The 13,905-nt window shown below is 29.9% G+C and carries 10 protein-coding genes; all 10 read left to right on the forward strand.

Going from position 1 to position 13,905, the window contains the following annotated elements; all coding sequences use genetic code 11:
- Window positions 1-7: 7 nt before the first annotated feature.
- The 10 genes from FVE77_RS02530 (at window position 8) to dnaE (ending at window position 13,895) form a co-directional block, all read left to right on the forward strand.
- Window positions 8-574, forward strand: a complete 567-nt coding sequence (locus tag FVE77_RS02530; RefSeq protein WP_026745821.1) for a LemA family protein — start codon at window positions 8-10, stop codon at window positions 572-574.
- Window positions 575-617: 43 nt separating this feature from the next.
- A complete protein-coding gene (locus tag FVE77_RS02535) occupies window positions 618-1,955 on the forward strand; it encodes a DUF2207 family protein (protein ID WP_026745820.1) in 1,338 nt (445 codons plus the stop codon).
- Complete coding sequence (locus FVE77_RS12750; RefSeq protein WP_026745819.1) at window positions 1,942-2,130, forward strand: hypothetical protein; 189 nt, start codon at window positions 1,942-1,944, stop codon at window positions 2,128-2,130. Before FVE77_RS02535 ends, FVE77_RS12750 begins: the two co-directional genes overlap by 14 nt.
- 147 nt (window positions 2,131-2,277) lie before the next feature.
- Window positions 2,278-4,122, forward strand: a complete 1,845-nt coding sequence (locus tag FVE77_RS02545) for a DUF2207 domain-containing protein (RefSeq protein WP_081690295.1) — start codon at window positions 2,278-2,280, stop codon at window positions 4,120-4,122.
- A 169-nt stretch (window positions 4,123-4,291) separates the two neighbouring features.
- Window positions 4,292-5,347 (forward strand): DUF2207 family protein, encoded by a 1,056-nt coding sequence (locus tag FVE77_RS02550; protein WP_026745817.1) that lies wholly within the window; start codon window positions 4,292-4,294, stop codon window positions 5,345-5,347.
- A 70-nt stretch (window positions 5,348-5,417) separates the two neighbouring features.
- Window positions 5,418-6,461: a DUF2207 family protein gene (locus FVE77_RS02555; RefSeq protein ID WP_026745816.1), complete on the forward strand. Its 1,044-nt coding sequence runs from the start codon at window positions 5,418-5,420 to the stop codon at window positions 6,459-6,461.
- Between the two features lie 118 nt (window positions 6,462-6,579).
- Window positions 6,580-7,719, forward strand: a complete 1,140-nt coding sequence (locus FVE77_RS02560) for a cysteine desulfurase family protein (protein ID WP_026745815.1) — start codon at window positions 6,580-6,582, stop codon at window positions 7,717-7,719.
- A 72-nt stretch (window positions 7,720-7,791) separates the two neighbouring features.
- Window positions 7,792-9,444 (forward strand): AAA family ATPase, encoded by a 1,653-nt coding sequence (locus tag FVE77_RS02565; protein WP_026745814.1) that lies wholly within the window; start codon window positions 7,792-7,794, stop codon window positions 9,442-9,444.
- A gap of 67 nt (window positions 9,445-9,511) precedes the next feature.
- Window positions 9,512-10,303, forward strand: a complete 792-nt coding sequence (locus FVE77_RS02570) for a Cof-type HAD-IIB family hydrolase (protein WP_026745813.1) — start codon at window positions 9,512-9,514, stop codon at window positions 10,301-10,303.
- Window positions 10,304-10,337: 34 nt separating this feature from the next.
- A complete protein-coding gene (dnaE, locus tag FVE77_RS02575) occupies window positions 10,338-13,895 on the forward strand; it encodes a DNA polymerase III subunit alpha (protein WP_026745812.1) in 3,558 nt (1,185 codons plus the stop codon).
- Window positions 13,896-13,905: the final 10 nt, after the last annotated feature.

Here is a 13,905-nt window from a genome sequence, read left to right on the forward strand (position 1 = left end):
ATGAATTATGAATATTGTATTTATTTTAATAGGAATTTTGGTAGTTTTGGTTGTAATGGGGATGGGAATTTATAATAAGTATATTAGACTGAAAAATCTGAATGAGGAAGGTTGGAGCGGAATAGGTGTTTATTTGCAAAAAAGACTGGATTTGATACCAAATCTTGTGAATACTGTTAAAGGGTATGCGACGCATGAAAAGGAAACGCTGGAAAATGTGGTAAAATTGAGAAGTCAGATGATGTCAATTGATACAAAGGATATTGATAATATTGAAAAGATTCAGAAACTTGAAAATGAAATGACAAAAACATTAAGATCAATAATGATGTTACAGGAAAATTATCCAGACTTGAAGGCAAATGAAAATTTTTTGAGATTGCAGTCACAACTGACTCAAATAGAAACAGAAATTCAAAGTTCAAGAAAATATTATAATGGCACAACAAGGGACAGAAATACTTTCGTGGAAACTTTCCCAAATAATATAATAGGTGGATTTTTAGGATTTAAAAAAGCTGAGTTCTTTAATGCTGTAGAAGGAGCGGAAAAAGTTCCAGAAGTTAAATTTTAATTTGTTTAAAGTTTAGTAAAATTATCATAAAGGAAATAATTTTATGGAAATAAGTTTGACTCAAATAATGATTTTATTGATAATGTTAGTAACATTGGCGATTTATAGCTATATTACGTGGAAAAAATTTGGGAAGGATTCTGTCGATGAAATTATTTCGGTATCAGAGCCACCTAAAGAAATTTCAGCAATGATGACTGCTTATATAAATAGTTCTCAGAAAGAAATGTCAAATTATCTGGTATATATTGGATTGCTGGAGTTGATAAGCAAAGGATTTGTAATAATTGAAGATTATGTTGACTTGAAAAAATATAATAAAGTTAAGAAAAATTCAAAAATGACAGAAGATGAATACGAAATAAAAAAAGATAAAAAAACTGTTGAAATTATTGACATTGAAAAATATTATAGACAGATAACCAAGAAGAAATATGCATTCAATATGGAAAAAGTCAATGATTATGGGTGCAGGCAGTGGGAACTTTCGGAAGAGGAGAGAATGATTCTGGAATTTTTAATTGAATATGATAAGGACAGTATTCTCGGGCATAAAAAGCCTATTATGGAGCAATTTTTTAAAATTCTTGAAGTTTTGAAGGAAAAGTTTGATGGGAGAGGAAACTACACTTTCTTGTATTTAATTGGAATAAAGTCTATAAAAAGGGAAAGATGGGATAAAAGGCTTTATAATTCAAATTGGAAGTTTAAAACATTTTACATAGTTATAATATTTTTGTTTGGAATTTTACTTTTTATTTTTGAAGGAATGAAAGCGATTGTTCCATCAATTGTTCTTTTTCCAATATTTTTCTGGGTAATACTTTTGTCAAATATACTTTTTTTAATTTTAAAAACTAAAGCATTCCCAATATTGATGAGATTAATGATTTCTCTTTTAATAGGAGCATTCTGTGGTATTATGTATTTTTGGGCAGGACTTATGTTATTTCTTTTTGGAATAGCAGGAGTTCTCATAACCTTGGCAACAATTTTACTTGTACTTTATTTTAGGAATATTGGAAAGTTTACAGATAGAGGAGCTAGGGTAAAAAAGGACTTGGAAGGATTTAGGATGTACGTAAAAAGCGGGGAAGTTAAAAAATTTAATGATGTAGAAGAGTTGATTTCATATTTTAAAAAGATTTTACCATTTTCACAAGCTTTGAAAGTGCAAAAACATGTTGTAGAAATGGTGAAAAGATCTATAGAAATATCAGGATTTAATGATAAAAAGGAATATATTGAAAATATGCTTAATATATTTATTTATAAAAATGATAAATTTATGAAATCGTTTGGGAATGAGATATTGACAAACGAGATATTAGAAAGTGCTCGTAATGATGCATTGGGAGGAAATTACTATGAAGAGTTTTAGCAATCGAAAATGGAAGAGTATTTTTTCAATAAGTTTTGTATTTTTCACATTGTTTTTTTTTAATGCAAAATCATTAATTGCTGAAGCAAACCAGATTATGAAATTTAACGATGTAGATGAGCTTGCGGAATATTTCAAAGGTATTTTATGCGGTTGCTTTGGGAGTCAAGAATAAAGCTATAAAATTGTTAGAGAATATGATAAAGGTGTATAATTTTTAAAGTTTACTATTGAAAGAGTTTGAGAATAACTAAAAAATAAGGATAGATAAGATATGATATTTCAAAATAAAAAATTTTCAATATTATTTATATTCATGGTAATGTTTTTATTTAATTCAAGCAGGCTTGATGCAGTAATATTGCATAGTGAAAAAATAAGAAATTATGAAGTTACAGTGCAAATTAATAAAAATGGCACGCTGACTGTAAATGAAGTGATTGATTACCAGTTTGGCGAAGAGTTTAAGCACGGGATTTATAGATATATTCCTTTGCGTTCAAAAAGGTTTGGATTTGATGTTCATAAGTCTTTTATCAAAATGAATTGGATAAAGAGAGACGGAGAGGATGAAGAATACACAAAAAATCATTTTTATGAAGGAATAAGGTACAGAATAGGTTCCGAAACAGAACTTGTAAATTTGTATAGGACTGAGAGCAGATATGAGCTGAATTACGATATTTATAATGCCGTGTTTGAAAAAGATGGAATTTATCAAGTGTATTACAATGCTATTGGACAGCTTTGGAATGTTCCTATTGAACAGGCAAGTGTTATTATAAGATTTCCTGATGGGCAAAAAATTAAAAAAAATGAAATTGAAAAGTTGGAAGTTTATACTGGAAGTTATGGAGAAAAAGGTGAAAATTATGACATTTTAGAAAATGATGAGGAAATACACATTTCAACAAAAGAGCTGGAGGCCAAAAACGGGCTTACATTTATGCTAAATTTGAAAACGGATAAAATAAGTCCAACTTTAGCAGATAAGCTAAAAATTGTATATCTTTCCAATCCAGCAATAATAATTTTGCCATTTTTATTGTTATTTTTAACAATATATTCTATTGTAACATGGAATCTTTTTGGAAGAGATCCGCAAGGAAAATCTGTAATTCCAGAATTTAATTTGCCAAAAGACATTTCTCCAATGTTTGCGGCATATATAAATGGTGAAAGAGACACAGTGGAAATATTAAATGCAGGAATATTTACATTACTTACAAAAGGGTTTATAGTAGCAAATAGAGTTAATGGTGAAATTAAATATAACAAGGAATACAAAACTGTGTATACACAGGAAACTGAGCTGGCTGAAGAGGAAAGGATGCTGCTTGATGCTCTTTCTTCAGAAAAGAATAATATTTTTGGTGGTGAAAAAAGAATTTATAATAAGGCAAATAGTATTATTGAAATCCTGAAGGATAAGTATCATAAAATAATTTATAAAAATAATGGAAGTTTTTTAGTTCCGTTTTATTGTGCAGCTCCTGTTTTTATAATTTTTATATTTTCACAGACAAATTTTGAGTTTTTCAATCCTTTTATAATATTGTATATACTTATAACATTAGGCTCATTTTTTCATAGAATTTGGATAACTGTTAGTAAAAAATTGTTAACAGGGCTAATAATTATAGCGATTTTAGGTGTATCTTTTTATCAGGGAATTGAGATTTTTGTTTTTGTAGCATATTTTGTAATACTATTTATTACGTATTCAAAGTTAATTGGGAAATATACAAATGAAGGCTTGAGAAAAAAAGAATACCTGAAAGGTATGAAAATGTATATAAAAACAGCAGAAGAGAATCAGATAAGAAAATTTGACAATGTAAAGGAATTAATCGAATATTTTAATGGAATCTTGCCTTTTGCAGTAGCGCTTGGAGTAAAAAGCGAGGCAATAAAATTAATGAAAAAAACAATAAAAATATACAACTTCGACATAAATGAATCTTATATAAATAGCCGCACTCATATGTACGCTTATAGTAATCATAGTTTTACGAACGCATTTTCAAGAAGTTATAGCAGTGGAAAATCGAAAATTATGAGTGAAAAATTTAGTTCATCCAAGAGTGGCTCAGGCGGAGGCGGCTTCTTTAGTGGGGGAGGCTTCTCTGGCGGAGGTTCCGGTGGGGGAGGTGGAGGAAGCTGGTAGAAATACTGGCTTTTTTTCTTGTTGTAAAGTATTGTTTTTTAGTTTATAATATTGGTATAAATATTATTTTTTTAAATTTGTGCAAGAATACAGATAAATCCAACAGAATACAAAAAATGAAAGAGATGAAATATGAAAAGATACGATTTGAAATTTAAGGAGCCTATTAATGAATAAATCTTATATGGTTATAATTGAAATTATTGTAGTTATACTTGTCGCAATATATTCTGTCTTAACATGGCATTTTTTTGGAAGAGATCCAAAAAGAAAAACAGTTATTCCTGAATTTAATGTGCCAGATAATATTTCTGCAATGTTCATCGCATATATTAATGGGGAAAGAGATTCAATAAGAATATTAAAGATTGGAATATTGTCATTATTATCCAAAAATTATATTTCCGTTACTAAAGATAAAAAAGGGAAAATTAAAAAATTTATTTTGAATAATAAAAATAAAAAAAATTTAGAATTAAGAAAGATAAATTTATTTGAAGAAGAAAATGAATTACTGGATATTTTGTCTGACGGGGACTTATTTTCCAACAAACAGTTAATTTTAAAATATAAAAATCGTATTGTACATTTTTTAGAGAAAAAATATAAGAAAACGATATATAAAAATAATTATTTTTGTTTTGTTCCATTTATTTTAGGAACTGCGATTTTATTATTTTTTATATTATTGAAATTAACAAAGGGAAATGTTGAAAATTCAGTTCGTACCACAATAGCAGGAATTATATGGTTAAAACTTGTGTATGATATGTCAAGGGGAGTTTTGAAATTCTTATATATTACAGTTGTTATAGGTGGAATTATTGGGGTTATAATGTATGTCGATATTTATTCGGGCATAAGTTTATTTGCTTTAGGGATAATATTTTTGGTTTATGAAAAAGCTATAGGAAAGTACACGACTGCAGGAAGAAGAAAAATGGAATATATCGAAGGGATGAAAATGTATTTTAATACAACGGAAAGATACAGGATAGATAAATTTGAAACGCAAGAGGAAAAGTTGAATTATTTTAATTATTTGCTTCCTTATGCTGTTGCGCTTAAAATAGAAGATGAAAGTTTTAAATTATTTATGGATTCTTTAAATTTTTTAAACATGATGGGAAGTTACAAAGAGGCAAAATATTTTGTCGATGAATATACAGTTTCGATATTTCCTAATAAATTGTTTAAAAATGTATTTGATTTTTTTAAAGTTTGACTTATTAAGATTAGATAAGTTTAGAGCTTGAGAAGGTTAAAGTATAAAAATGTATTAAAGGAGCTTATTAATGAATAAATCTTATATAGTTATAATTGAAATTATTGTAGTTATACTTGTCGCAATATATTCTGTCTTAACTTGGCATTTTTTTGGAAGGGATCCGAAGAGAAAGGCAGTTGTTCCTGAATTTATGGAGCCAGATTACATTTCTTCAATGTTTGTGGCTTATATTAATGGCGAGAGGGATTCAAAAGAAATAATAAAAATAGGTATATTATCGTTAATACTGAAAGGATACATTTCCAAAGCTGATGAAACTGGGACAGGGAATAAAAAGTATGTTTTGAATAAGAAAAATAGGGATAATTTGACGTTGAGAAAAGAAACCTTGTTTGAGGAAGAAAATAATTTGCTGGATGTTCTTTCAGAAAATGAGTTATTTGAGAATAAACTTAAGATTATTGGGTACAAAAATCGGATTGCTCATTTTTTAGAAAAGAAATATAAAAAGATGATTTATAAAAATAATTACCCGTATTTTATTCCTTTTATTTCGGGAACTGCAATTTGTGTGGCTTTTACATTGTCAAAATTAATGAAAAAAGATATTGCAAGTTCGATGATTATCACAATTTTTATATTTGGATGGCTAGCGCATGTGTACGGAATGCAGAGGGGAATACTGAAATTTTTGTATGTAACAATTACTGTGGGCGGGCTTATTGGCGTGATATTGTATGCAGATATTTTTTCTGGAATAATTTTGCTAATTTTAGGGATAATGTTTTTGGTATATGCGAAGGCGATAGGGAAATATACAGTTTCAGGACGGCGAAAAATGGAGTACATCGAAGGACTAAAAATGTATTTTGAAACTGCTGAGAAAAATAAAATAGATAAATTTGAAACAGAAGAAGAAAAACTTAATTATTTTAATCGAATATTTCCTTATATTGTCGCACTTAAAATGGAAGATGAAAAAATAGGAATTTTTAAGGATTCTTTGGATTTTTTAAATATAATGGGAAGTTATGCTGAGGCTCAATATTATATTGATGAATATATAGATAGGAAATTTCCGATTTTTAGAAAAAAATATATTTTTTGGTAAGATAAGCAGATAATTAGAAAGGCAAAATATATTTTTGAATTAAAAACAGTTCACTATAATTATAAAATTTTATAAATCATAAAATAAAGAAATGAAAAAAAGGAGAAGAAAGTTAAAAATGAAAATAGTATATTTAGATAATGCCGCAACTACAAAAATGTCCGACAAAGTGATAGAAGAAATGACAAAATCGTTTAGTGAAAATTACGGAAATCCGTCTTCTGTGCATTCAATGGGACAACGTGCAAAATCAGCTGTGGAAAGGGCAAGATATATTATAGCACAGAATTTGAAGATTGAAACAACTGAAATTGTATTTACATCTGGCGGAGCTGAAGGGAATAATCTTGCGATAAGAGGATTTTTGAAAGCGAATAAGAATAAAGGAAAACATATTATAACATCTAAGATTGAGCATTCTACGATTTTAAAAACTTTTGAGCAGCTGGAAAATGAAGGGTATGAAGTTTCGTATATTAGCGTTGATGAAAATGGAGCTGTGGATATTGAAGAATTGAAGCAGGAATTGAGGGAAGATACGGTACTTGTTTCAATAATGTTTGTGAATAATGAAACTGGAGTTATTCAGCCAATTAAGGAAATTGGAGAAATTTTGGCAGAGAGAAATATATTTTTTCATACGGATGCAGTTCAGGCAATAGGGAAATTGGAAATTTTTCCAAAAGAATTGAAAATAGGAGCTTTGACGGCAACAGCTCATAAATTTTATGGGCCTAAGGGAGCAGGATTTGTATTTATTGATAAAAAATATTCAGTTGAAAAGGAAATCTGGGGCGGATCGCAGGAAAGAAACAGACGGGCTGGAACGGAAAATGTTCACGGAATTTTGGGACTTGGTGTGGCACTTGAGGAAGTTTATGAAAATTTGGAAGAAATGTCGGAAAAAGAAGATAAACTGCAAAATTATCTAGAAAATAAACTGAAAACTGAAATTAAAAAATTAGGTAAAAAAATACGGATAAATGGAGAAAAAGCCAATAGAATAAAAACAACAACGAATGTCTACATAGAAGGAGCGGATATTCAAATGCTGCTGGTAGCACTAGATTTAAGAGGAATCTGTATAAGCGGTGGTTCTGCATGCATGTCAGGCTCGCTTGAAAATTCCCATGTTTTGAAGGCTATGGGACTTACTGATGAGGAATTGAAAGGTTCATTTAGAATTAGTATTGGAAAAGATACCACTATTGAAGATATAGATTATTTTGTCGAAAATTTAATTGAAGTTATTTTATAATTAAATCTTTAAATAAGACAGATTGTATAATAAAATGCAACAAATTTAAAATTTGTGGAGGAGGAATAGGTAATGAGAATAAGGGATAAAAAAGCTTTGCCAATTGGGTTATCTGATTTTAAAAGCATTATAGAAGAAAATTACTATTATGTCGATAAAACTGATTTAATAAGCAATCTTCTGTATGATGGGGCAAAAGTGAACTTATTTACTCGTCCGAGAAGATTTGGGAAGACGCTTAATATGTCGATGCTAAAGCATTTTTTTGATATTGAAAATGGAGCGGAAAATCGTAAGTTATTTGAAAATCTTAAAATTTCAGACAGTAAATATATGACAGAACAGGGGAAATATCCAGTAATATTCATAAGTTTTAAAAATTTGGAAGAGGAAGACTGGAAAAATTGCTTGAGAAAAATAAAAAATTTGATTGGTGATTTGTATAATGAATTTGAGTTTTTACGCAAGAAATTGAATAAGAGGGATTTAAAATTTTTTGATAGCATTTGGATGGAAGAAGAGGATGTGGTGTGGGAAAGTGCGTTGAAGAACTTGACAAGATATTTGTATAATTATTATGGGGAAAGAAAGGTAATTGTACTGATTGATGAGTATGACACGCCGATAATCCAGTCGTATCAGGAAGGTTATTATAAAAAGGCGATATTGTTTTTTAAGAAGTTTTATGGGGATGCATTGAAAGATAATAGTTATTTGCAATATGGAGTTATGACAGGTATTTTAAGAATCGCAAAGGAAGGAATTTTTTCTGGTTTGAATAATTTGAAAGTGGATACAATATTTAATGAAGGATATTCGGATTTTTTTGGGCTTACAGAAAAGGAAGTTACAAAAGCTGTGAGATATTATGAACTTGAATATGAAATGGAAGAAGTAAAAAAATGGTATGATGGCTATCAGTTTGGAAGTAGTGAAATCTATAATCCATGGTCGATTATTAATTTTTTGTCAGCTAAACAATTACGTCCTTATTGGATTGGAGTTTCTGGAAATAAACTGATAGATGAAATGCTGGATAATGGAAATAAGGAATTGTTTGATGATTTGGGAAAATTGTTTAATAAGGAGAAAGTTTATAAGCAGATAAATGATTACTCTGAATTTACTTTCGATATAAATGATATATGGCAATTATTTTTGTATAGCGGTTATTTGACAACGGATGGAGAAAAGCAGAAAAAGGAATATCCGTTGCGAATACCAAATAAGGAAATTTTGGATTTTTTCGAAAATAGATTTATAGCTAGATTTATTAGGGAAACTCAAAAATTTACAGATATTATAAAAAATTTGAAAAAAGGAAAAATAGCAGAATTTGCCAAAGGTTTACAGGATGAAATATTATCATCGCTAAGTTATTTTGACACAGATAAGGATGAAAAATATTACAAAGTGTTTTTAATAGGAATATTTATAGTTTTGGGAGATGACTATATCAGGCTTTCAGAAAGGGAAGCTGGATATGGAAGGGCTGATTTGGTGCTTGAGCCGAAAAATAAGGAAAATCCAGCGTATATTTTTGAATTTAAGACGACTGAAAACGAGAGCGAGCTTGAAAGTTATGCAAATGAAGGGTTTGAGCAGATAAAAGTAAAAGAGTACGATGTGGAGCTGAAAATCCGTGGAGTTAAGGAAATTATCTATATTGGACTTGCTTTTTACAGAAAAATGTTGAAAATGAAGTATGAAAAAGTGGAATTTTAAGTATGAAATTTGCTTGATAATCAAAATTTTGAATTAAAAAAATTTGTTAATAAGGAGTTGAATTAAAATGAATAATATAAAAGCGATATTTATGGATTTGGACGGAACAGTGCTGACAAGTGAGCATAAAGTTTCGGAAAATTTGATAAAAAAATTGAGAGAATTGGAAGAAAAAGGAGTGGAAACATTTATTGCAACTGGGAGAACCTTTATTTCTTCAAAACCTTTTGTAGAAATGCTGGGGATAAAAAATCCAGTAATTAATTATAATGGAGGAAGAGTTACAAATCCGTTAAATAATGAAGTTATCTTTGAAAAACCTGTTGAGGCGCAGGATGTTAAGGAACTTATTAAAGTTTCAAGAGAAAAGGGAATTCACTTAAATTTATATATGGATGACAAGTTATATATTGAACATGAAACAGATGAAGGTAAAAAATATTCAGAAAGTGTGGAAATTCCATATTATGTGAAAAATTTTGATGAATTCATTGGAAAAACTTCTACGAAAGCCTTATTTATTGCAGAAAATTCCATTTTGCTGGAGTTAAAAAAGGAGTTGGAAGAAAAATTGCCACATATTAATTTTGTATTTTCAAAACCGCATTATTTAGAATGCTTGAATAAAGAAGTGAATAAAGGGCTGGCAATAAAGGAACTATTGAAAAAATATGATACTTCTCCAGAAGAAACAATGGCGTTTGGGGATCAGTGGAACGATTTGGAAATGTTGAAGTTTGTGAAATATGGGTATCTTATGGGGAATGCTACGGAAGAATTGAAACAGGAATTTTCAAAGGATAAAATTACTTTATCGAATGATGAAGATGGGATTTATGAAGTGATAAAAGAACTTTAGGTATTTTTATAAAAATAGAAATTAGGTAGAAATTATGGGAAATAAATTTGTACATTTGAAATTGCATACGGAGTATTCACTGCTTGAAGGAGTAGGGAAAATAGATGAATATGTTGAAAAGGCTAAGGAAATTGGAATAAAAGCACTTGCAATTACCGATACTTCGATGTTTGGGGCAATCGAATTTTTTAAAAAGTGTAAAAATGCTGGAATAAAGCCAATTATTGGACTTGAAGTGTTTCTGGATGGGTTGGAGAAAGTGGGAGAATTTTCGCTTACTTTGCTTGCTAAAAATCAGAATGGGTATAAAAATTTATCAAAATTGTCGTCAATTTCATATAGCAGGTTTACACGGAATCGGAATAAAATTAAGTATGATGAATTGAAAAAATATTCAGATGACTTGTATATTTTGTCAGGTGGCATAAATAGTGAGGTTATAAAGGGTATTCTGGATTTGGAAAATACTCAGGTTAGAAGGGTTATTGAGAAACTTGGTAAAGATTTTGGGGATAATTTTTTTATTGAAGTTCCTGCTGTGGAAAAGCTGGAAAAGGCTAGGAAAATGCTTTTTGACATTGTGCGTAAAAATAAATTTGACAATTTTGTTATTACGAATGATGTTTATTATCAAAATCGGAAAGATGCAGTTTTGCAGAAAATTGTGGAATCAATAAAAGAAGGAAGCAAAATTGATACAGAAAAATCCGAAAATAGTGAAATTTTGTATGATGATCTGTATTTAAAATCTGAAAATGAAATAGAAAAAAGTTTTGAAAATAAGGAATATAGCGAGTTTTATGAAACTGGAATTAACAATGTGGAAAAAATTGTGGAAAACTGCAATGTTGATTTTGAGTTTCATCATTTTAAATTTCCAAAATATTCGTTGCCACAAAATGTAAGTGAAAAGGAATTTTTACGAAATTTAGTATTTGAGGGGCTTTTTCACAAATACTTGAAAAAATCTGTTTCAGATTCTGAAAAATTACAGCTGGATAAAAATTTTGAAATAATAGAAAAAGAGATTGCAAAAGATGAAATTGCTGGGCAGAAATTGAAAGAAGTTAAAATTCGGGAAGAATTATTAAAAAATAATTTGGAAAATGTTTTAGAGCGTGCAGAGTATGAGCTGGAAATTATTGATAAAATGGGATACAATGGATATTTTATCATTGTCTGGGATTTTATAAAATTCTCACGTGAAAATGGGGTTTATGTTGGACCTGGAAGGGGTTCTGCGGCTGGAAGCATTGTTTCGTATGCCTTGAATATTACCGAAATTGACCCGCTTGAATATAATCTGATTTTTGAACGTTTTTTGAACCCTGAACGTATTTCGATGCCAGATATTGACATAGATTTTGATCAGGAACAGCGGGAAATTGTCATAAATTATGTGGTGAATAAATACGGGGCGGAGTATGTGGCACATATCATTACGTTTGGAACGCTAAAGGCAAGGCTTGCGATTCGTGATGTGGGGCGTGTGTTAAATGTTTCGCTTGTAAAAGTCGATAAAATCGCTAAAATGATACCGTTTAATACAGAACTGAAAGATGCCCTGAACAATATCCCTGAAATTAGAAAAATGTATGAAACTGACAGGGAAATAAGAAGGGTAATTGATTATTCGCTTAAATTAGAAGGAAAAGTACGTCACGCCTCTGTTCATGCGGCTGGAGTCGTTATTTCCAAAGATGTGCTAAGTGATGAGATTCCGACTTATTCTGATGGGAAAACAAAGATTGTTTCGACACAGTATCAGATGAAAGAACTGGAAGAGCTGGGAATTTTAAAAATGGATTTTCTTGGCTTGAAAAATCTTACGATTTTGCGGAAAACTGTGGAAAATATTGAGAAAAGAAGAAAAACAAAAATTGTATTAAATGATATTCCTCTAAATGATGAAAAAACGTATGAATTGCTTACAAAGGCTGATACAATGGGAGTTTTTCAATGTGAGTCAGCTGGAATCAGAAGCCTTATGAAAAAAATGAAAATTGAAAAATTTGAGGACATAATCGCATTGCTTGCACTGTATCGTCCAGGACCTTTGCGAAGTGGAATGGTGGATGATTTTATAAATGTGAAAAATAACAGGACAGAAATAAAATATATTGATGATTCCCTGAAATACATACTTGAGGAAACTTACGGAATAATTTTGTATCAGGAGCAGGTTATGAAAATCGTGAGTGAAATGGCAAATTATTCGCTTGGAGAAGCTGATGAGCTACGGCGTGCAATTGGAAAGAAAAATCCTGAACTAATGAAGAAAAATCGTGAAAAATTTGTAACAAATGCTCAAAAAAACGGAGTTTTATCGAAAAAAGCAAACGAAATTTATGATTTAGTGGAAAAATTTGGTGGATATGGATTTAACAAGTCACATTCGGCGGCTTACGCCTTGATTGTTTACTGGACAGCGTATTTTAAGGCAAATTATCCATTGGAGTTTTTTGCTGCGATAATGACAACTGAAGTACATAATTTGGATAGATTTGTTGTTTTTGTGAATGAAGCGAAGGAAAAAGGGATTAATATATTTTTGCCAGATGTGAATTTGTCTGATTATGATTTTGAAATTGAAGAAAATCAGGAGGATAAAGAAAATTTTGGAAAGGCTGGAATAAGATTTGGGCTTTTTGCGATAAAAGGCGTGGGGGCAGCTTTAATTAATGAAATAAAAAAAGAACGAAAAAACGGAAAGTTTGTTTCCTACAAAGATTTTGGATATCGGATGAAGCAAAACGGAATTACAAAAAAACAGCTGGAATCACTAATTTTGTCGGGAGCATTGGATGGACTTGATGGAAACAGGTTTGAAAAATACAAGTCCATTGACAAAGTTCTGGAATACAGCCAGAAAAAATACGAATCTGAAGAAGATTTTCAATTAATTTTATTCGGAGGGAAAAAGGAAATATCAGTTGACTTCCAGATGGAAAAAAGTGAGGAATTTCCTCAAAAAGTCTTGCTTCAAAATGAAAAGGAATATTTGGGAATCTACGTTTCGAGCCATCCTTTAAATGAGAAAAAAAATCTGATAAATATAATTTCCCATAATAAAATATCAGAAATTTCTCAAAAAAAGCTAAAAAAAGTACGAATTATCGGAATAGTAAAAAATGTAAAAAAATTTGCAACACGGGCTGGAAAAGAGCCGATGGTAAAATTTGAAATGGAAGATTTTCAAAAAAGCATTGAAGTAATCTGTTTTCCAAGAGAATACATAACTTTTGGATATAAAATCACGGAAGGGCAGATTATGGTGCTGGAAGGAATTGTAAATTCCGAGCAAAATAAAAATACACTTATTTTAAACAACATTTGCAACATTGAAAATCTGGAAGAAAACAAGAATCTGAAATTATACATCTTAATTGATGAAGAAATGAAAGAAAAGAATCAGGAATTGAAGCAGATTATTTTAAAAAATAAAGGTGACAATCAAGTATTTTTGGCGTTTAAAACGAACGAGAAAAAAGAAGTTGTAAAACTGTCTGAAAAATATAATGTGAACTTGTCGATCAAGTTTATTAGGAAAGTTGCGAAATTGGTGGGGGCTGATAGGATAAAGTTGAAATAAAAAATTTTGA

This window comes from Leptotrichia hofstadii, from assembly GCF_007990525.1.
Taxonomy (GTDB): Bacteria; Fusobacteriota; Fusobacteriia; order Fusobacteriales; family Leptotrichiaceae; genus Leptotrichia; species Leptotrichia hofstadii.